General features: G+C 72.3%; 19 protein-coding genes. 15 read left to right on the forward strand and 4 right to left on the reverse strand.

Going from position 1 to position 21,220, the window contains the following annotated elements; all coding sequences use genetic code 11:
- Nucleotides 1-32: 32 nt before the first annotated feature.
- The 3 genes from pheS to ACGFNP_RS31690 all read left to right on the forward strand — a co-directional run bounded on the left by pheS (nucleotide 33) and on the right by ACGFNP_RS31690 (nucleotide 3,988).
- Complete coding sequence (pheS, locus tag ACGFNP_RS31680) at nucleotides 33-1,073, forward strand: phenylalanine--tRNA ligase subunit alpha (RefSeq protein ID WP_393325107.1); 1,041 nt, start codon at nucleotides 33-35, stop codon at nucleotides 1,071-1,073.
- Complete coding sequence (locus ACGFNP_RS31685) at nucleotides 1,073-3,628, forward strand: phenylalanine--tRNA ligase subunit beta (protein WP_393325043.1); 2,556 nt, start codon at nucleotides 1,073-1,075, stop codon at nucleotides 3,626-3,628. The genes pheS and ACGFNP_RS31685 overlap by 1 nt, the downstream gene beginning before the upstream one ends.
- 126 nt (nucleotides 3,629-3,754) lie before the next feature.
- Nucleotides 3,755-3,988 (forward strand): hypothetical protein, encoded by a 234-nt coding sequence (locus tag ACGFNP_RS31690; RefSeq protein WP_358325926.1) that lies wholly within the window; start codon nucleotides 3,755-3,757, stop codon nucleotides 3,986-3,988.
- Between the two features lie 123 nt (nucleotides 3,989-4,111).
- On the opposite strand, the gene ACGFNP_RS31695 is transcribed toward ACGFNP_RS31690, so the two are convergent.
- The 3 genes from ACGFNP_RS31695 to ACGFNP_RS31705 all read right to left on the reverse strand — a co-directional run bounded on the left by ACGFNP_RS31695 (nucleotide 4,112) and on the right by ACGFNP_RS31705 (nucleotide 6,307).
- On the reverse strand, nucleotides 4,112-5,404 hold the full coding sequence (locus ACGFNP_RS31695; RefSeq protein WP_393325046.1) for an MFS transporter: 1,293 nt from the start codon (nucleotides 5,402-5,404) through the stop codon (nucleotides 4,112-4,114).
- A gap of 104 nt (nucleotides 5,405-5,508) precedes the next feature.
- On the reverse strand, nucleotides 5,509-5,865 hold the full coding sequence (locus ACGFNP_RS31700; RefSeq protein WP_358325931.1) for a nuclear transport factor 2 family protein: 357 nt from the start codon (nucleotides 5,863-5,865) through the stop codon (nucleotides 5,509-5,511).
- A gap of 43 nt (nucleotides 5,866-5,908) precedes the next feature.
- Nucleotides 5,909-6,307, reverse strand: coding sequence for a hypothetical protein (locus ACGFNP_RS31705; RefSeq protein ID WP_393325048.1), 399 nt, complete (start codon nucleotides 6,305-6,307; stop codon nucleotides 5,909-5,911).
- A gap of 263 nt (nucleotides 6,308-6,570) precedes the next feature.
- Here ACGFNP_RS31705 and ACGFNP_RS31710 point away from each other — a divergent pair, with 263 nt between their 5' ends.
- From ACGFNP_RS31710 to ACGFNP_RS31735, 6 genes are read left to right on the forward strand one after another with little or no spacing between them, the layout of a single operon-like run.
- Nucleotides 6,571-7,023, forward strand: a complete 453-nt coding sequence (locus ACGFNP_RS31710; protein WP_358325937.1) for an NADH-quinone oxidoreductase subunit NuoB — start codon at nucleotides 6,571-6,573, stop codon at nucleotides 7,021-7,023.
- The gene (locus tag ACGFNP_RS31715; RefSeq protein WP_393325051.1) at nucleotides 7,020-9,077 is read left to right on the forward strand and encodes a proton-conducting transporter membrane subunit; all 2,058 of its coding nucleotides are present in this window, start codon (nucleotides 7,020-7,022) and stop codon (nucleotides 9,075-9,077) included. Before ACGFNP_RS31710 ends, ACGFNP_RS31715 begins: the two co-directional genes overlap by 4 nt.
- Nucleotides 9,078-9,082: 5 nt before the next feature.
- Complete coding sequence (locus ACGFNP_RS31720) at nucleotides 9,083-10,009, forward strand: NADH-quinone oxidoreductase subunit H (RefSeq protein ID WP_358326047.1); 927 nt, start codon at nucleotides 9,083-9,085, stop codon at nucleotides 10,007-10,009.
- A 5-nt stretch (nucleotides 10,010-10,014) separates the two neighbouring features.
- Complete coding sequence (locus ACGFNP_RS31725; RefSeq protein WP_358325943.1) at nucleotides 10,015-10,674, forward strand: hypothetical protein; 660 nt, start codon at nucleotides 10,015-10,017, stop codon at nucleotides 10,672-10,674.
- The gene (locus ACGFNP_RS31730) at nucleotides 10,674-12,158 is read left to right on the forward strand and encodes a proton-conducting transporter membrane subunit (RefSeq protein ID WP_393325053.1); all 1,485 of its coding nucleotides are present in this window, start codon (nucleotides 10,674-10,676) and stop codon (nucleotides 12,156-12,158) included. Before ACGFNP_RS31725 ends, ACGFNP_RS31730 begins: the two co-directional genes overlap by 1 nt.
- Nucleotides 12,155-13,627: an NADH-quinone oxidoreductase subunit C gene (locus ACGFNP_RS31735; RefSeq protein WP_393325055.1), complete on the forward strand. Its 1,473-nt coding sequence runs from the start codon at nucleotides 12,155-12,157 to the stop codon at nucleotides 13,625-13,627. The genes ACGFNP_RS31730 and ACGFNP_RS31735 overlap by 4 nt, the downstream gene beginning before the upstream one ends.
- On the opposite strand, the gene ACGFNP_RS31740 is transcribed toward ACGFNP_RS31735, so the two are convergent.
- Nucleotides 13,624-15,285, reverse strand: a complete 1,662-nt coding sequence (locus ACGFNP_RS31740) for a class I adenylate-forming enzyme family protein (protein WP_358325952.1) — start codon at nucleotides 15,283-15,285, stop codon at nucleotides 13,624-13,626. The genes ACGFNP_RS31735 and ACGFNP_RS31740 overlap by 4 nt on opposite strands.
- A gap of 216 nt (nucleotides 15,286-15,501) precedes the next feature.
- Between ACGFNP_RS31740 and argC the strand changes: the two genes are divergently transcribed.
- From argC to ACGFNP_RS31770, 6 genes are read left to right on the forward strand one after another with little or no spacing between them, the layout of a single operon-like run.
- A complete protein-coding gene (gene argC, locus ACGFNP_RS31745; protein WP_358325955.1) occupies nucleotides 15,502-16,524 on the forward strand; it encodes an N-acetyl-gamma-glutamyl-phosphate reductase in 1,023 nt (340 codons plus the stop codon).
- 58 nt (nucleotides 16,525-16,582) lie between these two features.
- Nucleotides 16,583-17,734: a bifunctional glutamate N-acetyltransferase/amino-acid acetyltransferase ArgJ gene (argJ, locus tag ACGFNP_RS31750; RefSeq protein ID WP_358325959.1), complete on the forward strand. Its 1,152-nt coding sequence runs from the start codon at nucleotides 16,583-16,585 to the stop codon at nucleotides 17,732-17,734.
- A complete protein-coding gene (gene argB, locus ACGFNP_RS31755; RefSeq protein ID WP_358325962.1) occupies nucleotides 17,731-18,603 on the forward strand; it encodes an acetylglutamate kinase in 873 nt (290 codons plus the stop codon). The genes argJ and argB overlap by 4 nt, the downstream gene beginning before the upstream one ends.
- Nucleotides 18,603-19,769: an acetylornithine transaminase gene (locus ACGFNP_RS31760; protein WP_358325965.1), complete on the forward strand. Its 1,167-nt coding sequence runs from the start codon at nucleotides 18,603-18,605 to the stop codon at nucleotides 19,767-19,769. Before argB ends, ACGFNP_RS31760 begins: the two co-directional genes overlap by 1 nt.
- Nucleotides 19,766-20,701, forward strand: a complete 936-nt coding sequence (gene argF, locus ACGFNP_RS31765; RefSeq protein WP_358325968.1) for an ornithine carbamoyltransferase — start codon at nucleotides 19,766-19,768, stop codon at nucleotides 20,699-20,701. Before ACGFNP_RS31760 ends, argF begins: the two co-directional genes overlap by 4 nt.
- Nucleotides 20,698-21,204: an arginine repressor gene (locus ACGFNP_RS31770; RefSeq protein WP_358325971.1), complete on the forward strand. Its 507-nt coding sequence runs from the start codon at nucleotides 20,698-20,700 to the stop codon at nucleotides 21,202-21,204. Before argF ends, ACGFNP_RS31770 begins: the two co-directional genes overlap by 4 nt.
- The last annotated feature ends 16 nt before the right edge of the window (nucleotides 21,205-21,220 follow it).

The following is a 21,220-nucleotide window of genomic DNA, read 5'->3' on the forward strand; positions in this document are numbered from 1 at the left end:
TGACACCGTTGCATGCCGACGAGGTGTCCCGCATGGAGGCCGACGCCCTGGCGGCGATCAAGACGGCCGGCGACCTCGACGCACTCAAGCAGGCGCGGCTGGCCCACGCCGGTGACCGCTCGCCCATCGCGCTGGCCAACCGCGAGATCGGCGCCCTGCCCCCCAAGGCCCGCGCCGAGGCCGGCAAGCGCGTCGGCGGCGCCCGCAAGGCGATCAACGAGGCGCTCGCCGCCCGGCAGGCCGAGCTGGAGGCCGAGCGCGACGCCCGGGTCCTCGTCGAGGAGGCCGTCGACGTCACCCTGCCGTGGGACCGGCGGCCGATCGGCGCCCGACACCCGCTGACCACCATGCAGGAGCGCATCGCCGACACGTTCGTCGCGATGGGCTACGAGGTGGCCGAGGGCCCCGAGCTCGAAGGCGAGTGGTTCAACTTCGACGCGCTCAACATCGCCAAGGACCACCCGGCCCGCTCCGACCACGACACGTTCTTCGTCGAGTCCACCGAGTCGGGCATGGTGCTGCGCACCCAGACCTCGCCGGTGCAGATCCGCGCGCTGCTGCAGCGGGGCGCGCCGTGCTACGTCATCTCGCCGGGCAAGGTGTTCCGCACCGACGAGCTCGACGCCACCCACACCCCCGTCTTCCACCAGGTCGAGGGCCTGGCGATCGACGAGGGGCTGACGATGGCCCACCTCAAGGGCACGCTCGACCGGTTCGCCGAGGTCATGTTCGGCGAGGGCATCTCCACCAGGTTCCGGCCCAACTACTTCCCGTTCACCGAGCCGTCGGCCGAGATGGACCTCAAGTGCTTCGTCTGCCGCGGCGCCTCGGCGATCCCCGGCAACCCGCCGTGCCGCACCTGCAAGTCCGAGGGCTGGATCGAGTGGGGCGGCTGCGGCATGGTCAACCCGCGCGTGCTGATCGCCTGCGGCGTCGACCCGTCCACATACTCGGGCTTCGCCTTCGGCATGGGCATCGAACGTACGCTGATGTTCCGCCACAACGCTGAGGACATGCGCGACATGGTCGAGGGAGACGTGCGCTTCACGCTTCCGTTCGGAATGGAGATCTGATGAAGGTCCCGCTCTCCTGGCTGCGGGAGTACGCCGATCTCCCGGCGGTCACCGCGCAAGAGGTGGCCGACAAGCTCACCGCGGCAGGGCTCAAGCTCGAGTCGATCAGCTCGCACGGTCACGACGTGAAGAACGTCGTGGTCGGCGAGGTGCTCGAGATCGAGGAGCTGACCGGTTTCAAGAAGCCGATCAGGCACTGCAAGGTCGAGGTGGGGGAGGCGATGCCGCGCGAGATCGTCTGCGGCGCCACCAACTTCGCCGCCGGTGACCGCGTGCCGGTCGTCCTGCCGGGCGGCGTGCTGCCGGGCGGCTTCGAGGTCGGCTCGCGCAAGACGTACGGGCGGCTGTCCGAGGGCATGATCTGCTCCGAGCGCGAGCTCGGCCTCGGCGACGACCACGGCGGCATCATGGTCCTGCCCGCCGGCACGCCGATCGGCGCCGACGTGGTCGAGCTGCTCGGGCTCCGCGACGACGTGATCGAGCTGGAGATCACCCCCGACATCGGCTACGCGCTGTCGATCAGGGGCGTGGCGCGCGAGGCCGCGACCGCGTTCGAGGTCGCCTTCCGCGACCCCGCCGACGTCGAGCTGCCCGCCGCCGACGAGCAGGCGTGGCCCGCCTCGATCGGCGACCCGGACGCCTGCGACCGGTTCGTGCTGCGCGAGGTCACCGGCTTCGACCCGGCCGCCCAGAGCCCGCTCTGGATGCGCGTACGGCTCACCCGGGCCGGGATGCGGCCGGTGTCGCTGGCCGTCGACATCACCAACTACCTGATGCTGGAGCTCGGCCAGCCGCTGCATGCCTTCGACCGGGCCAAGCTCACCGGCGAGATCGTCGTACGCAGGGCCGGTCAGGGCGAGACGCTCGAAACGCTCGACCACGTCACCCGCGCGCTCGACCCTGACGACATCCTGATCACCGACCAGTCGGGCCCGATCTCGATGGCGGGCACGATGGGCGGGCTGGAGACCGAGATCTCCGGCGAGTCGACGGACATCGTCATCGAGGCCGCGCACTTCTCGGCGACCGGCATCTCCCGCGAGTCCCGCAGGCACAACCTCGTCTCCGAGGCGTCCAAGCGGTTCGAGCGCGGCGTCGACCGCGAGCTGCCGCTGGTCGCCTCCTGGCGGGCCGTACGGCTGCTGGCCGAGCTGGGCGGCGCCACCGTGCGACCGGGCGTCACGCACGCCGAGGTCGACGTCGCGCCGGCCCGCATCGCGATCCCGGCGAGCCATCCGGGCGACGTGGCCGGCGTGCCCTACTCCAAGGAGACCGTCGTACGGCGGCTGGAGCAGGTCGGCTGTGTCGTGACCGACGGCGACGACCCGGCCGTGCGCACGGGCGGCGTCGACCCGACCGGGGTCGTGACCGGCGGCGAGCTGGCGGCCAAGCTGGCCGTCACCGGCGACGACATGATCACGGTCACCCCGCCGTCCTGGCGGCCCGACCTCACCGACCCCAACGACCTGGCCGAAGAGGTCATCCGCCTCGAAGGCTACGAGCGCCTGCCCTCCATCCTGCCCAAGGCCCCGGCCGGAGCCGGGCTGACCGAGGGACAGCGGCTGCGCAGGCGGGTCGGCAGGACGCTGGCCGCCGCCGGTTACGTCGAGGTGCTCGCCTACCCGTTCATCAGTGAGGGCGACTTCGACGCCCTGCAGCTGCCCGCCGACGACCCGCGCCGCCGCGCCCTGCGGCTGGCCAACCCGCTGGCCGAAGACGAGCCGCTGATGCGCACGACGCTGCTGCCCGGGCTGCTGAAGACCCTGGTACGCAACACCGGGCGCGGCTTCTCCGACGTGGCGCTGTTCGAGTCGGGACTGGTCTTCCGGCCCCGCGAGGGAGCGCCGGCCACCGCGCCGGTGCTGCGTGTCGAGGACCGGCCGAGCGGCGACGAGCTGGCCTCGATCGCCGCGGCCCTGCCCGACCAGCCGCACCGGGTCGCGGTCGTGCTGGCCGGCGAGTTCGAGCGGTCCGGCTGGTGGGGTCGCGGGCGCCAGGAGTGCTGGGCCGACGCCGTGCAGGCGGCCCGGCTGGTGGCGGCCGAGGCGGGCGTCGAGCTGTCGGTCATCGCCGACCAGCACGAACCCTGGCACCCCGGCAGGTGCGCCGCGCTCTACGTCGGTGACACGCTCGTCGGCCACGCCGGTGAGCTGCACCCGCGCGTCGCCGAGGCCTACGGGCTGCCGCCGCGCACCTCGGCGATGGAGCTGGAGCTGTCCAGGCTGGAGTCGGCCATGCCGGGCCCGGCCGAGGCGCCGGCCGTCTCGTCCTACCCGGTCGCGACCCAGGACGTGGCGCTGATCGTGCCCGACTTCACGCCGGTCGCCGACGTGGAGGCGGCGCTGCGTGACGGGGCCGGGGAGCTGCTGGAGTCGATCCGGCTGTTCGACGTCTACGCCGGGGAGCAGGTGGGGGAGGGCCACAAGTCGCTCGCGTACACGCTGCGCTTCCGCGCGGCCGACCGCACGCTGACGGTGGAGGAGACGACGGCGGCTCGCGACGCCGCCGTGGCCATGGCCGCCGACCGCGTCGGCGCCCAGCTCCGCAGCGCCTGACCTGCCTGCTGGCACGGGCGGACGTGCCGCGGCTGACCGGTTGGTCCGGCCGCGTCCGATCGCCGATCGCTGTTCCGAGGTCCGGTACGGTCCGCCGTGCCGGGCCTCACGCTTGAAGGGCCGGAGATGAGGCATCTGCTGGTGTTCGCCGAGCGCGACGACGCCGAGGAGGTCGCGGAGGCGCTGGGCGAGCGGTTCCCCGCGCTGGGGATACCCCAGGTCGTGCGGGAGACGCTCGCGGGCGAGGACGACGCCGAGGACGCCCAGTGGCTGGTCGTCCTGGAAGGACTGGACGAGGGCGGCCTGTCGGAGGTCGACGCGCTCGTGGAACAACACGACGGCTGGCGCGAGCCGGGCTGACCCGTGTCCAGGGCTCGCTCGCCCGGCACGCGCGGCGGCACTGAACGCGTCCGCGTCGCCATCGACGGCCCTCCCGCGCTCGCGCGGCGGCGCGGCCTCTGGCCATGGCCACCGCCGAGGGCGTCAGGCGGGGAGTTGGTCGGCTCGGCGGGCCTTCTCGGCCAGGGCGTGCTCGTCGGTGCGCGAGTCGTACCGGCGGAACTTCGGCAGCATCGCCGCCAGTCCCGCCACCGCCGCGACGCACAGCACGCCGCCCGCCCCCAGGGAGAACCGGGCGCCGCCCAGCTGCGCCATCAGCCCGGCGCGCGCGTTGCCGAGCATCGGACCGCTGGCGTAGGACAGCAGCTCGATGCCGGCCAGCCTGCCCCGCAGCTCGTTGGGGATCGTCTGGTTCCACATCGTCATGCGGAAGATACCGCTGATCATGTCGGCCGCCCCGGCCAGCGCCAGGCAGAAGAAGATCGCCCAGACGTTCGGGATCGCCGCCGCCAGTGCCATCGCGGCACCCCACAGCGTCGCCGCGATGATCACGCCCATGCCCTGCCGGTGGACGCGCGCCGTCCAGCCGCCGGTGAGCGAGGCCACCAGGGAGCCCACCGCACCCGCCGAATAGAGCAGCCCGAGCGCCTGCGGTGCGCCCAGCTCGTCGGCCAGGAACGGGAACAGCGCCGTCGACATCGCGAACAGCATCGCGGCGATGTCGACCAGGTAGGTGCCGACCAGATCACCGCGCCCGGCCGCGTAGCGCACGCCCTCGACCAGCGAGCTCAGCGACGCGGGCGCGGCGTCCTCGGCGGGTGGCACGGCCCTGATCCGCCAGAGCAGCACCAGGGACAGGACGAAGCTCACCGTGTCGACGCCATAGGCGACGGCCGTGCCGAACGTCGTCACCAGTAGCCCGCCGAGAGCCGGGGCGACGATCGCGCCGAGGTTCCAGCGCAGGCTCGCCAGCACCGCGGCCGCGCTGAGCTGGTCGTGTCTGACCACCTGCGGGATCAGCGCCTCCAGGCTGGGCCGCTGCAGGCACGCGATGCCCATCGCCAGCGCGCCGACCACGTAGAGGACCCAGATCTGCGGGTGGGGGAGCAGCGAGTTGACCATGAGCAGCCCCGAGGTCACCATCAGCCCCAGCTCGCTGAGCAGGATGACCGTGCGCCGGTCGAGCGCGTCGGCGATGGCGCCGCCCCACAGCCCGCACACCACCATCGGCACGAACTCGGCCAGGCTCACCAGGCCGACCGCCACGTAGGAGCCGGTGAGCTCCTTCATCTGGTACGGCACGGCCACCACGGTGATGAACGTGCCGAACATGGTGATGACACCCGAGGCCATGAGCAGCCGATAGTCTCGCGAGTCGCGCAACGGGCCCAGATCGGGCACCAGCCCGCGGAGCAGGCGCTTCAGTCGATCGGCCACAAGGTGTGATTCTGCGCTGCGGCCCTCGGCGCGGGCAATCGGTTTTCTTCCGGCACACGCTTGGGGCCCCCGGAGAGAACTCCGGGGGCCCCAAGGAGACATGTTCAGGCGGGCACCTTGTCCAGGAAGCCCAGGACCCGGGCGATCCTGCCGTCCGCGGCCAGCTGCACCACGTCGAACCCGACCACCACCGGCTCCTCGCCCGCCGGGCCCAGGTGCCAGCTGAACCGGGCGATGTCGTGGTGGGCGTCGTACACCTCGCCGGGGCTGAACACGAAGCCGGGGAACATGCCCTGCGCGCCCTCGATCAGCGCGGCGAGCCCGGCGTGACCGGCCACCTCGGCCAGCGGGTCGGTGTAGGTGGCGTCCTCGGTCCACAGCGCGGCCACGGCCTTGGCGCGGGCGTCGGCGTCGGTCTCGTTCCAGGCGGCGATGTAGCGGTCGACCAGCTCGTTGCTCATGATTTTCTACCTTTCAGATGATTTTTCGACTTAAAACAGGGGGCTAGCGGAGCCGGCGGAGGCCCATGATCTGCAGCTCGGCGAAGACGCCGACCACGAGGGCCTGGGCGATCGCCCACACCGCGCCGATCGTGGTGAACTCCGCCACCCCGGTGACCACGGCGAGCACGCTGCCCAGGGTCCAGACGGCGTTGAGCGCGATCACGGCCTTGGTCGCCACCGGGCTGATCGCGCGGCGGCTCGCCAGCAGGCCGACCGCCGCGCCGTACACGAGAAGGAAGACGCCGATCTCCCTGAGCAGCCCCGCGTCCGGGCCGAGCAGGTCGCTCGCGGGACCGGTGGCGGCGAGGTAGGCGAGCCCGTTGACACCGGTGACGACGGCGTCGAGAACCAGCGTCAGGCGCAGGAACCTGGCGCGGTCGGTCATGGTGAGGACGGTCATTTCGGCCCTTCCTTCCGGGAGTTCGTTCAGACATGAGAAACATGTCAGCCGGGGTGGGGGCGCCGCGATTACGCCGGAGGTAAAGCGGGCGCTTATCTCCCGCTCCACCTGGGATCCGGGCCCCGAAAAAGGAAATGCAAGATCTTTGGGGATCGACGCCTCACGTCGCCCACGGGCCCGGCATAGTGGTCAGCCCGGCAAGGGGATGGTGTTTTCCCAGGTCGGAGCGATGGGGGGTCGCAGTGGGTCTGTGGCGAAAAATCATGAAGACAGGGCGGATGGCCGAGCCACCGCTGGAACGTGCCAAAAGTCCGGGGGTGCCGGAACTGGTGGGGTCGGTGCAGCTCCGCCACGTCGACGCGGGCTCGTGCAACGGATGCGAGGTGGAGATCGCCTCGGTGTTCGGACCGGTGTACGACGCGGAGCGCTACGGCGCCCGGCTGGTCGCCTCGCCGCGGCACGCCGACGCGTTGCTGGTCACGGGGCCGGTGACGCGCAACATGGAGATCGCGCTGCGCCGCACCTACGAGGCGGTGCCGGAGCCGCGCCGGGTGATCGCGCTGGGTGACTGCGCGCGTGACTGCGGGGCGTTCGCGGGCGCGTACGGCGTGGCGGGCGCGGTCGGCGACGTGGTGCCGGTCGACGTCGAGGTCCCCGGCTGCCCGCCACCACCCGAGGCGATCATCGAGGCGCTCCGCGGGATGACCGGTCGATGACCCTCTACGCGTGCGCCCTGGGCCTCTGCCTGGCCGCCGCCCTCGTCGCCCTGCTGCCCGCACGCGCACCCGCCGCCGAGGCCGAGGCCCCGGAGCGGGAACGCGGCGCCGAGGGCGCGGAACGGGAACGCGCGGCGGGGGCGAGCACGGTGGCGGCGGGGGTGATCACCGCGGCGGCCGGGGCGGTGGCGACCGTGGCGGGGGTGCTGGCGATGCTCGGCCACGGCTGGTCGGCCTGGTTGCCCGACCTGCTGCCCCTGGGCGGCGTACGGCTGGCGCTCGACCCGCTCGGCGGCCTGTTCACCGCCGTCACGGGCGGGGTGACGGTGTGCGCGGCGATCCACGGCATCGGCTCCGGCCCGGCCAGGGCCACGCGGGCGGTCGTGCCGTTGTTCGTGGCCGCCCTGCTGCTGGTGCCCGCGGCCGACGGGGTGGGCGCGTTCCTGCTCGGCTGGGAGCTGATGGCGATGACCTCGCTCCTGCTCGTGCTGGCCGAGCACCGCACGCGGCCGTCGGTCAGGAAGGCCGCGCTCTGGTACGCCGTCATGACCCACCTCGGCCTGGTGACGATCATGTGCGGCCTGTGCTACCTGGCCGCCGGAGCCATGGGCGACGGCTTCGACCAGCTACGCGCCGCCGAGCTGTCGCCCGCCGCCAGGAACGTGATCTTCCTGACCACCCTGGCCGGGTTCGCCGCCAAGGCCGGCATCGTGCCGCTGCACGTGTGGCTGCCCAGGGCCTACCCGGCCGCGCCCGGCCACGTGTCGCCGCTGATGAGCGGCGCCATGGTCAACATGGGCGTCTACGGCCTCGTCAGGGTCGGGCTCGACCTGCTGCGCGGCGGCCCCGTCTGGTGGTGGTGGATCGTCCTGGCGCTCGGCGCCCTCTCGGCCCTGTACGGCGTGCTCCACGCGGCGATGGCCACCGACCTGAAACGGCTGCTCGGCTACTCCTCGACCGAGAACATGGGCCTGGTGCTCATCGGCGTCGGCGCGGCCGGCTTCTTCGCGGCCGACGGCGCCGCCCCGCTGGCCGCCCTCGCCCTCACCGCGGCACTGCTGCACGTGGTCAACCACGCCGCCTTCAAGACGCTGCTGTTCCAGGCGGCCGGCTCGGTCCAGCGGGCGACGGGCACCAGGGACCTGGACGCGCTCGGCGGCCTGCGCACCCGCATGCCGTACACCACCGCCCTGTTCGCCATCGGCGCCCTGTGCGCGTCGGCGCTGCCGCCCGGCAACGGCTTCGTCAGCGAATGGCTGCTGCTGCAGAGCCTCATCCACGCGCTGCCCGCCTCCGGTGTGGCGGGCGCGGTCACGATGCCGCTGGCCGTGGGCGCCATCGCGCTCACGGCGGGACTGGCCGTGGCCACGTTCGTGAAGGCGTTCGGCGTCGGCTTCCTGGCCCGCCCGCGCGGTCCGGGCGCCGAACAGGCGGCGGAGAGCCCGCGTACCGCGATCTACGGGATGGCGCTGGCCGCGACGGCCTGCCTGTTCCTCGCGCTCAACCCCACGCTGGTGCTCCCCGCGCTCATCGACGCCGTCACGGAGATCATCCCCGCGGGCCGGCCGGTCACGGGCGAGGTGACGCTCCGGCTCACCGCGATCACCGGCTCGATCTCGCCGATCCTCATCGCGCTGGCGCTGGCCGGGGCCATGGTGGCGGTGCCGGCGCTGGTCCGCGCGGTGGCCACCCGGCGCGTACGGCGGGCGGCCCGCCTGTGGGACTGCGGCGCCGGACCGGTGTCGGCCCGCATGGAGTACACCGCCACCTCCTTCGCCGAACCCCTGCAACGGGTCTTCGTCGACGCCCTGCAACCGGAGCGCGCCATCGACGTGACAGCCGTCAAGGAGTCGGCGTACCTCGTGCGGCGGGTCCGATTCCGGGCCAGGGTGCCCGACCGGGTCGAACGCCGCCTGTACGAGCCGGTGCTGGCCGCCGCGGTCCGGCTCGGCACGGGCGCGCGGCGGCTCGCCGACGGCAGCGTCCACCGCTACCTGTCCTACGGCTTCTACGCGCTGACCGGCGTGCTGATCGTGCTGGCGGTGATCTCGTGATCGCCATGGTGCTGCAACTGCTCGTGGTGGCCGCCGGAGCGCCGCTGCTCGTCGGCCTGATGCGCCAGGTCAGGGCCCGCCTGGAGGGCCGCGCGGGCGCCGGGGTGCGGCAGCCGTGGCGCGACCTGCGCAAGCTGGTGCGCAAGGAGGCCATCGCCCCGCACGGCACGGGCTGGCCGTTCAGGGCCGCCCCGCCGCTGCTGGCCGGGACCACGCTGGTGGTCGCGGCTGCGGTGCCGCTGGTCACCGCCGACTCGCCGCTCGACGGCGTCGCCGACCTGTTCGCGGTCGCCGCGCTGCTCGCACTCGGCTCGGTGGCGCTGGCGCTGGGCGGGCTCGACACGGGCACCGCGTTCGGCGGGATGGGCGCCAGCCGTGAGATGACCGTGCTCGCCCTGGTCGAGCCGACGATCCTGCTGGCGGTGTTCGCGCTGTCGATCCGGGTGGGCACCACCGACCTGGGCGCGATCGTCACCGCCACCGAGAGCAGCCCGCTGTCGCTCATCTCCCCGGTCAGCCTGCTGGCCGCCGTCGCGCTCGCGGTGGTCACGATCGCCGAGTCGGGCCGGATCCCGGTGGACAACCCCTCGACCCACCTGGAGCTGACGATGATCCACGAGGCGATGATCCTGGAGTACGCGGGCCCGGACCTGGCGCTCATCGAGTGGGCCTCGGCGATGCGGCTGACGGTCATGCTGGGGCTGTTCGCCGGGCTGTTCGCGCCGTTCGGCATCGCCACCGCGAGCGCCGGGCCGGTCGCGCTGCTGGTCGCCGTGGTGGCCTTCGCCGCGAAGGTGACGCTGCTGGGCGGCGTGCTGGCGGCCGGCGAGGTGTTCATGGCCAAGCTGCGCCTGTTCCGCATCCCCGAGCTGCTGGCCGGCTCGTTCCTGATGGCCCTGCTGGCGGTCGCCGCCTCCTTCTTCCTGGCGTGAGTGAGATGACTGATCCCCTGTACGTGCAGGCGCTCGACCTGGCCTGCGGCGCCTTCCTGCTGACCGGGGTGCTGGTGCTGTGGCGGCGCGACCTGGCCGCGATCATCTGGCTGTTCGGGCTGCAGGGGGTGGCGCTGGGCGCGCTGATCGCGGTCAGAGGGCTGCACGAGGCCGACGTGGAGCTGACCGTGCTCGGCCTCGGGGTGGGGCTGCTGCGCGCGGTGCTCCTGCCGTACCTGATGCGGCGCGCGCTGGCGGCCGGCGAGGAGGGGCGCGAGGCCCGGCCGCACGTCAGTGTCGCCGCGTCGCTGCTGGTCACGGCCGTCCTGACGATGATCGCGTACGCGGTCTCCCAGCCCCTGGTACGGCTGGCGCCCACCCCCGCCACGCAGGCCGTGCCGATCGCGCTGACCGTGCTGCTGGTGGGCTTCTTCGTGCTGGTCACCAGGAGGCGGGCGCTGTCGCAGGTGGTCGGGTTCCTGCTGATGGACAACGCCATCACCGCCGCCGCGTTCCTCACCACCACCGGGGTGCCGCTGGTGGTGGAGCTGGGCGTCTCCCTCGACGTGCTGCTGGCCGTACTGGCGCTGCAGGTTCTGACCACCCGGATGCGGGCCGCGTTCGGCGGCACCGACCTCGACGAGCTACGGGAGCTGCACGACTGATGATGATCGTCCCGGTGGCGCTGCCGCTCGTGGCCGCCTGCCTGTATGCCCTGTTCGGCTGGAACCGCGTGACGGCGTGGCTCGGCGCCGTGTCCGCGGGCGGGCTGCTCGCCGTCGCCGTCCTGCTCGCGCGGGCCGGTGCGGGGAGCGGGCTGTGGGGGCTGCTGCGGGTGGACGCGCTCAGCGCGTACATGCTGATCGTGATCGGCGTCGTGGCGTTGCTCGCGATGCTGGCCAGCCCCGGCTACCTGCGGGCCGAGGCGGTCGCCGGGCACGCGGGGCCGGCGGCCGCCCGCCGTTACGGGATCTTCACCCAGTGCTTCGTCGCGGCGATGGCGACGGCCGTGCTCGCCGCCAGCCTCGGGATGCTCTGGGTGGCGGTGGAGGCGACCACGATCCTGACCGCGTTCCTGGTCGGGCACCGCCAAACCAGGAAGGCCACCGAGGCGGCCTGGAAGTACGTGGTGATCTGCTCGGTCGGCATCGCGCTCGCGCTGCTCGGCCTGGTGATCGTGCACTACGCCGCCGTGCACGCCGGGCTGTCCACGCGCGAGGGGCTCGACTGGGTGTCGCTGGCCGGGCACGCCGGGCGGCTCGACCCGGGGGTGACGCGGATCGCGGTGGTGCTGCTCGTGCTCGGTTTCGGCGCCAAGGCGGGGCTGGCGCCGCTGCACGCCTGGCTGCCCGACGCGCACAGCCAGGCGCCCGCGCCGGTATCGGCGCTGATGTCCGGGGTGCTGCTGTCGGTGGCGTTCTACGCGATCCTGCGGGTCAAGGTGATCTCCGACGGGGCGCTCGGGCCGGGGTTCTGCCGGCTGCTGCTGATCGTGGTGGCGCTGGCGTCGCTGGCCGTGGCGGCGGCGCTGCTGATCGGGCAGCGCGACGTCAAGCGGATGCTGGCCTATTCGAGCATCGAGCACATGGGGCTGATCGCGCTCGGCGCGGCTATCGGCAGCGGCCTGGCACTGGCGGCCGTGCTGCTGCACATCCTGGGGCACGGGCTGGGCAAGTCGGTGCTGTTCATCGGGTCCGGGCGGATCCAGCAGGCGGCCGGGAGCAGCCGGATCGACGAGGTCGGCGGGCTGGGCGGGCAGGCGCCCGGACTGGCCACGCTCTTCGGACTCGGGCTGCTGGCGCTGCTGGGGTTGCCGCCGTTCAGCCTGTTCGCCAGCGAGCTCGGCATCGTACGGGCGGGCTTCACGGCCGGGCTCGGGTGGGCGATGGCGCCCGCGCTGGTGCTCATGCTGGTGATCGTCGCGGGAGTGGGCGGGACGGCCGGACGCATGCTGCTCGGCGACGCGCCACCGGGCGCAGCGGGCGGGCTGGGGATCCGCCTAGGGGGAGCGGGAGTGCCGCTGGTCGCGGGGCTCGTCGCGTGCGCGGCGCTCGGCGTGACGCTGGGGCCGCTCCGGCCGCTGCTGGAGTCCGCCGCCACCATCGCCACCATCGGACCGCCGGCCAGCCCCGTGGGAGGGGCGCGATGACCGCCGTCGTCGGAGGAGAGCCGATGGTCGCCGACATCGGGCCCGGCGAGCTCGTCGCGTGCGCCGCCGAACTGTTCGCCCTGGGGCATCGCGTCGCCCTCGTCGCCGCGCACGCCGAGGAGACCGGCTTCCGCCTCGTCTACCTGTTCACCGCCGCCCGCCCGGCGCGGCGGGCCGAGCTGCACGTACACCTGACCGAGCCCGCCGTCCCCAGCCTGGCCGCGCTCTCCTTCCCCGCCGGGCGCTTCGAGCGGGAGATCCGCGACCTGTACGGCATCACGCCCGAAGGCCACCCACTGCCCCAGCGCCTGGTCAGGCACCACCACTGGCCCCGAGGCTGGTACCCGATGCTCCCCGACGCGGGCCGGCCACCGTCGTTCGGCGATCCCGAGGGCCCCTACCCGTTCGGCGACGTGGAGGGCGACGGCGTCTACGAGATCCCGGTCGGCCCCGTGCACGCGGGCTGCATCGAGCCGGGCCACTTCCGCTTCTCGGTGGTCGGCGAGACGATTCTCAAGCTCAAGGCCCGCCTCTGGTTCGTGCACAAGGGTCTCGAACAGCTCTTCGAGGGCCGTCGCCCGGAAGACGGGCTGGCGCTGGCCGAGCGGGTCAGCGGCGACACGTCGGTCGGCCACGCCCTGGCCTACTGCCTGGCCGTCGAGGAGGCCACCGGCACGGCCGTCGACCCCGAGTCGCAGCGCGCCAGAGCCGTGCTGCTGGAGCTCGAACGCCTCTACAACCACGTCACCGACCTGGGCGCGCTCTGCAACGACGTCGCCCACAGCGTCCTGCAGGCCCACTGCGGCACTGTCCGCGAACACCTGCTGCGCGTCAACGCAGAGGTCACCGGCCACCGCCTGCTGCGCGGCGCGATCCGCCTCGGCGGCGCGGCGCCGCGGGCCATGCCCGACCCGGCAAGGCTGGCGGCGCTCGGCGCCGAGGTTGCCGAGATCGCCGGGCTCGCGCTCGGCCACGGCGTGGTCTCGGACCGGTTCACCGGCACCGCCGTGCTCACCGAGCGGGCCGCCGCGGACCTCGGCACGCTCGGCTACGTGGCCAGGGCCAGCGGGCTCGACATCGACGCCCGCCGCGACCACCCGTTCATCGACCTGGGGCCGTTCCCGGTGGCGACCCGGACGAGTGGAGACGTGCTGGCCCGCTTCCAGGTCAGGGCCGACGAGATCGCCGCCTCGATCGGGCTGATCGACCGGCTGGCGAACGCCTCGGGTGACTGGAGCCTGCCGGACGGGCGGCGCGGCTCGGGCGTGGGCATCGTCGAGGGCTGGCGCGGCACCATCGTCCACCGCGTCGAGCTGAACGGGGATGGCAGGCTGGCCAGAGTGAAGATCGCCGACCCGTCGTTCTTCAACTGGCCCGCGTTGCCGGTCGCGCTGGGCGGCGCGATCGTGCCCGACTTCCCGCTGGTCAACAAGAGCTTCAACCTGTCCTACGCGGGCAACGATCTCTAGCCGCCCAGCACCTCGCGGCGCAGGTGGGTCTTGAGGATCTTGCCGCCCGGGTTGCGCGGCAGCTCGGAGTCCCTGAACCAGACGTGAGCCGGGATCTTGAACTTGGCGATGCGCTCCACCAGGAAGGACTGGAGTTCCTCGGCGGTGGTCGAGGTGCCCGGCTTGAGCCGGACCACCGCGCCCACCTCCTCGCCCAGCTCGTCGTGGGGGATGCCGATCACCGCCGCGTCGTCGATCGCCGGGTGCTCGAACATGGCCGCCTCCACCTCGGCGCAGTAGACGTTCTCGCCGGCCCTGATGACCATGTCCTTCGCCCGGTCCACGATGTAGACGAAGCCGTCCTCGTCGATCTTGGCGAGGTCTCCGGTGTGCAGCCAGCCGTCGACGAAGGTCTGTGCCGTGGGCTCCGGCTTGTTCCAGTAGCGCATGATGACGTTCGGGCCGCGTACGCACAGCTCGCCCACCTCGCCGCGCGGCAGCTCCGCACCCGTCGGGGCGACCACCCGGACGTCGACCACGGCCGTGGGCAGGCCGATGCTGTCGGGCCTGGCCTGGTAGTCGGGGCCGCCGTTGCCCACCGCCAGGCCGGTCGTCTCCGTCATGCCGTAGCCGTTGGAGGCGGCGCGGTCGGGCAGGTTCTCGCCGATGCGCTCCAGCAGCTTCGGCGGAGCCGGTGCCCCGCCGTAGCCGAGGGTGGTCAGCGACGACAGGTCGTACTTGCCGAAGTCGGGATGGGACATCAGCTGCCACGCGTTGGTCGGCACGCCGATCATCGCGGTGATCCGCTCGCGTTCGATCAGCCGCAGCGCCTGCTCGGGGTCCCACTTGTACATCAGGACCAGCCCGCCGCCGGCGAACATGGTGGTGGTCAGCGCGGAGAAGCAGCCGGTGACGTGGAACAGCGGCACGGTCAGCAGCGTCACCCGGCGCGCGCCCGCCGCCGCGGCGGCGTCCTTGCCGGCCAGCGCGACCGCCCGCATCAGCCCGTAGGCGACGGTCATCGGCGACTGGCCCAGGTTGCGGTGGCTGCCCAGCGCCCCCTTGGGATGCCCGGTCGTGCCGGAGGTGTAGAAGATCGTCGCCGGATCCTCGGGGGAGAGCTCGACGTCGGGCAGCGTCACATCCGCGCCGACCTCGCCCAGCACGTCCTCGAACGAACGCGCGCCCTCGGGCGCCTCGCCCCTGGCCACGATCATCGGCACGCCGGTGGCCGCGAGCCGGACGGCCCGCTCGCCGTCCGCGATCAGCACCTTGGCGTCACAGTCGCGCACGCCGTACGCCAGCTCGGGCTCGGTCCACCAGGCGTTGAGCGGTACGGCGATCGCCCCGGCGGCCAGCGCGGCGGAGAAGGCCACCACCCACTCCGGATAGTTGCGCATGGCCACGACCACCCGGTCACCCTTGGCCACGCCGTACTCCGTCACCAGGCGGTTCGCCAGCGTCGCCGCCCGCCGGAAGTGCTCTTCGAACGTGATGTGCTCGTCCTCGTAGACGAGGAACTCCTTCTCGCCGTGGAACCTGCTCATCTCCAGCAGGGCGCGGAAGTGGCCCGGAGCGTGCTTCCAGGTTCGTACCCCGCTGTCGCCGATCTCCTCCATCTCGAAAAGCTGGCCAGGACCAGTGAGCTGGGCTTGGACCTGGGCATGAGAAAGAGTCATGCGAGCACTCCCACAGTGGACGGCGATCCCGGATAAATCACAGTACCGACCGGTAGGTACGTCGCGCTAGACCGCGAAATCCGGGCGAAACAGGCCATTAACCGTCTCGCTATGTGAGCGCAATGGCGCGCCCAGGTTGCGTGTTCATCCTCTGGAGGGCATCATCATCACAGTAAGAGCATGAGTTGAGATGCATAACTATGCAGGAGGTTCGGGATGAGAGCGGCGATCGCGGGAGCCAGCGGCTACGCGGGCGGTGAGCTGCTGCGCCTGCTGCTCGGGCACCCGGAGCTCGAGATCGGCACGCTCACCGCGGCCTCCAGCGCGGGCAGCGCGCTCGGCGCCCACCAGCCACACCTTCCGCAGCTCGCCGACCGGATCATCGAGGCCACCACCCCCGAAGCGCTCGCCGGGCACGACGTGGTCTTCCTGGCCCTGCCGCACGGTCACTCCGCGGCCGTCGCCGCCCGGCTGCCCGAGGACACGGTCGTCGTCGACTGCGGCGCCGACCACCGGCTCACCGACCCGGCCGCCTGGCAGGAGTTCTACGGCGGCGAGCACGCCGGCACCTGGCCCTACGGCCTGCCCGAGCTGCCCGGCCAGCGCGAGGTGCTCAAGAGCGCCAAGCGGATCGCGGTGCCCGGCTGCTACCCGACCTCCGTCATCCTCGCCCTGCTGCCCGCCTTCGCCGCCGGCCTGGCCGAGCCCGACGTGGTCGTGGTCGCCGCCAGCGGCACCAGCGGCGCGGGCAAGGCGCTCAAGCCCAACCTGCTCGGCAGCGAGGTCATCGGCTCGGTCAGCGCGTACGGCGTGGGCGGCGTCCACCGGCACACCCCGGAGATGGAGCAGGCCCTCGGCAGCGTCGCGGGCACCCCGGTCCGCGTGTCGTTCACCCCCACGCTGGCGCCGATGAGCCGCGGCATCCTGGCCACCTGCTCCGCCCCCGCCGCGCCTGGGCTGACCAAGGCCGCCGTGCGAGAGGCGTACGAGAGCGCGCTGGCCAAGGAGCCGTTCGTCACCCTGCTGCCCGAGGGCACCTGGCCGGCCACCGCGATGACCTACGGCGCCAACACCGCCGCCCTGCAAGTGACGCTCGACGAGCGCGCCGGCCGCCTGATCGCCGTCATCGCCATCGACAACCTCACCAAGGGCACGGCCGGAGGCGCGATCCAGAGCGTGAACCTCGCACTCGGCCTGCCGGAAGAGCTCGGCCTTCCCCTGACAGGAGTTGCTCCGTGAGCGAGCACAACGTACGACTCGATATGCATATCTATCCGGCACTCACGGAGGAAGCCGCATGAGCGTGACCGCCCCCCTCGGGTTCAGAGCCGCGGGTATCGCCGCCGGCATCAAGTCCGGCGACGCGCGCGACCTCGCCCTGGTCGTCAACGACGGGCCGAACCACGCCGCGGCCGGGGTCTTCACCGCCAACCGCGTCAAGGCCGCCCCCGTCCTGTGGTCGCAGCAGGTCCTGCGGGGCGGGCGGGTCCGGGCGGTCGTCCTCAACTCGGGCGGCGCCAACGCCTGCACCGGCCCCGAGGGCTTCCAGGACACGCACGCCACCGCCGAGAAGGCGGCCGAGGTGCTCCAGGACTCGGCGGGCGAGATCGCGGTCTGCTCGACCGGCCTGATCGGCGAGCGGCTGCCCATGGAGGCCCTGCTGGCCGGTGTGGAGGGGGCCGCCGCGCAGCTGTCCCGCGACGGCGGCCTGGCCGCGGCCGACGCCATCCGCACCACCGACACCGTCTCCAAGATCTCCTTCAAACGCGGCGGCGGCTACATGGTGGGCGGCATGGCCAAGGGCGCGGGCATGCTCGCCCCGGCCCTGGCCACGATGCTCTGCGTGATCACCACCGACGCCGACCTGACCGCCGAAGAGCTCGACGCCGCGCTGCGCGAGGCCACCTCCAAGACCTTCGACCGGCTCGACGCCGACGGCTGCATGTCCACCAACGACACCGTCCTGCTGCTGGCCAGCGGCGCCTCCGGGATCAAGCCGGACCTGGCGGAGTTCCAGCAGAAGGTCACCGAGGTCTGCGCCGACCTGGCCAGGCAGCTGCTGGTCGACGCGGAAGGCGCGTCCAAGGCCATCGCCATCGAGGTGGTCGGCGCCGTGTCGGAGGACGACGCGGTCAAGGTCGGCCGTGCCGTCTCCCGCTCGAACCTGCTCAAGTGCGCCATCCACGGCGAAGACCCCAACTGGGGTCGTGTGCTGGCCGCCGTCGGCACCACCGACGCCGTGTTCGAGCCCGACCGGCTGAACGTGGCCATCAACGGCATCTGGATCTGCCGCGGCGGCGCGGTCGGTGACGACCGGACCAAGGTCGACATGCGTCCCCGCGACGTGACGATCACCATCGACCTGTCGGCCGGCACCCACTCGGCCACCGTCCACACCACTGACCTGACCGCGGACTACGTCCACGAGAACTCGGCGTACTCCTCATGAGAGCCATCACCGCCCACACCAAGGCCGACACGCTCATCGAGGCCCTGCCCTGGCTGGCCCGCTTCCACGGCGCCATCGTCGTCATCAAGTACGGCGGCAACGCCATGATCGACCGGTCGCTCATGGAGGGCTTCGCCGAGGACATCGGCTTCCTGCACTACGCCGGCCTGCGGCCGGTCGTGGTGCACGGCGGCGGCCCGCAGATCAGCGAGCACTTGGACCGGCTGGGCATCGAGTCGACGTTCACGGCGGGGCTGCGGGTGACCACGCCCGAGGCCATGCAGGTGGTCAGGATGGTGCTGGTCGGCCAGGTCAACCGCGACGTCGTCGGCATGATCAACAGGCACGGCCCGCTCGCGGTCGGCATGTCGGGCGAGGACGCCCACCTGTTCACCGCCGAGCGCAAGCACGCGCTCGTCGACGGCGAGCCCGTCGACATCGGCCAGGTGGGCGAGATCGTCAAGGTCGACCCCGGCGCGGTCCGGGCCATGATCGACAACGGCCGCGTCCCCGTCGTCTCCAGCGTCGCCCGCGGCGACGACGGGGAGATCTACAACGTCAACGCCGACACCGCCGCCGCCGCGCTGGCCGTCGCCCTCCAGGCCGAGAAGCTCATCGTCCTCACCGACGTCGAGGGCCTGTACGCCAGCTGGCCCGACGACACCGACGTGATCGACAAACTCGACGGCGCCGCGCTGGAGGCCATGTTGCCCTCACTGTCGAGCGGCATGAAGCCCAAGATGGAAGCCTGCCTGACGGCGGTCCAGGGCGGCGTGCCCCAAGCTCACATTCTCGACGGCCGGGTGTCGCACTCGCTGCTGCTCGAGATCTTCACCGACCAAGGAATCGGAACCATGGTGATGCCCTGATGAATCTTCGTGACAGGTTCGAGCAAGCCTTCATGCCGAACTACGGCGTCCCGCCGATCGCCCTGGCACGAGGCGAGGGCACCCGCGTATGGGACGTGGACGGCAAGGAATACCTCGACTTCATCGGCGGCATCGCGGTCACCTCGCTCGGCCACGCCCACCCGGCCCTGGTCGAGGCGGTCTCCAAGCAGGTCGCGACGCTCGCGCACACGAGCAACCTGTTCCTGCACGAGCCCGAGGTGCTGCTCGCCGAGAAGCTCCTCGACCTGCTGAACGCCCCCGGCCGCGTCTTCTTCGCCAACTCCGGCACCGAGGCCAACGAAGCCGCCTACAAGCTGGCGCTCAAGTACGGCAGGCGCGACGGCCGCACCTACTTCGTCGCCGCCGAGAACGGTTTCCACGGCCGGACGATCGGCGCGCTCTCGCTGACGGGCAAGAAGTCGATCCGCGACCAGTTCGGACCGTTCCCGGTCGAGGTCCAGTTCGTCCCGTACGGTGACGCCGCCGCTCTCAAGGAGGCCGTGACCGGCGACTGCATCGCGGTGTTCCTGGAGCCCACCCAGGGCGAGGCGGGCGTGGTCCCGCCGCCGGACGGCTACTTCGCGGCGGCCCGCGAGATCTGCGACTCCACCGGCGCGCTGCTGGTCGCCGACGAGATCCAGTCCGCGATCGGCCGCACCGGGCACTGGTTCGCCCACCAGGCCGACGGCGTCATCCCCGACATCCTGACCCTGGCCAAGGGCCTGGGCGGCGGCCTGCCGATCGGGGCGTGCGTCGGCTTCGGCGACGCGGGCCGGCTGTTCGACAAGGGCGACCACGGCTCCACGTTCGGCGGCAACCCGGTCTCGTGCGCCGCGGCGCTGGCCGTGCTCGACAACCTCGACCTCGACCACGTGAAGACGATCGGCGACCGGCTGCGGACCGGCCTCGAAGCGGTCGGCCACCCGCTGCTGAAAGGCGTGCGCGGGCGCGGCCTGTGGCTGGCCGCCGTGCTGACCGAGCCGGTCTCCGGCAAGGTGCAGCAGGCGGCGGCCGACGCGGGCTTCCTGGTCAACGCGCTGCAGCCGGACGCCGTACGGATCGCGCCGCCGCTGGTCGTGACGGCCGAGCAGGTCGACGCGCTCGTCGCCGCCTTCCCCGGCATTCTCGACGAGGCGGCGAAATGACTACCCACGGCGTGGTCAGACACTTCCTGCGCGACGACGATCTCTCGCCCGCCGAGCAGGCCGACGTGCTCGACCTGGCCGCCGCGATGAAGAAGGACCGCTACGGCTACCGCCCGTTCGACGGGCCGCGGACCGTCGCCGTCCTGTTCGACAAGCCCTCCACCAGGACCCGGGTCTCCTTCGCCGTCGGCGTCGGCGAGCTGGGCGGGATCCCGCTGGTCATCGACGGCGGCAGCTCCCAGCTGGGCCGGGGCGAGCCGATCGAGGACACCGCCAGGGTGCTCGAACGGCAGGTCGCCGCGATCGTCTGGCGCACCGGCGGCCAGGAGCGCATCGAGGCCATGGCGGCGGGCACCACGGTGCCGGTGGTCAACGCGCTGACCGACGAGTTCCACCCCTGCCAGATCCTCGCCGACCTGCTGACCGTCCGCGAACGGTTCGGCAGGACGGCCGGGCGGACGCTCACCTACGTGGGCGACGGCGCCAACAACATGGCCCACTCCTACCTGCTGGGCGGCGCCACGGCCGGCATGCACGTACGGATCGGCGCCCCGGTCGGCTACCAGCCGGACGCCGTCATCCTCGACCGCGCCGCCGCCATCGCCGCGACCACCGGCGGCTCGGTGATCTCGCTGACCGACCCGGCCGCCGCCGCCCAGGGCGCGCACGTCGTCGCCACCGACACCTGGGTGTCGATGGGCCAGGACGGCAAGGAGGAGCGGGTCCACGCGCTCATGCCGTACCAGGTCAACTCCGAGCTCATGGAGCACGCCGCGCACGACGCGATCGTGCTGCACTGCCTGCCCGCCTACCGCGACTACGAGATCACCGCCGACGTGCTCGACGGCCCGCGCAGCGCGGTGTGGGACCAGGCCGAGAACCGGCTGCACGCCCAGAAGGCGCTGCTCCACTGGCTGGTGAGCAACCCATGACGATCCCGATGACCAAGGTCGCGCGGCAGGCGAAGATCACCGAGCTGCTGCAGCGCCAGGCCGTACGCTCCCAGCCGGACCTGGCCAAACTGCTCGCCGAGAGCGGGGTGGAGGTCACCCAGGCCACGCTCTCCCGCGATCTGGACGAACTCGGCGCGCTCAAGCTGCGCGCCGAGGACGGCTCGCTGGTGTACGCGCTGCCCGGCGAGGGCGGCGGCCGGATCCGGCTGGCCAGGCTGGGCACCGGCGAGTCCCCGGCCGCCCGGCTGCACCGGATCGCCGAGGAACTGCTGGTCTCCGCCGAGGCCTCGGCCAACCTGGTCATCGTCAGAACCCCGCCGGGCGCCGCCCAGTTCATGGCCTCCGCCATCGACCACGCCGACTGGGAGTCCATCCTCGGCACGGTCGCGGGCGACGACACGATCCTCGTCATCAGCCGCGATCCCCAGGGCGGGCACCAGGTGGCCGAGGCGCTGCTGAGGGTCGCGGCCCGACGCGCTTAGCCGTTTTCTGAAGAAC

The sequence above is a fragment of the Nonomuraea sp. NPDC049269 genome, assembly GCF_043197155.1.
Classification (GTDB): Bacteria; Actinomycetota; Actinomycetes; order Streptosporangiales; family Streptosporangiaceae; genus Nonomuraea.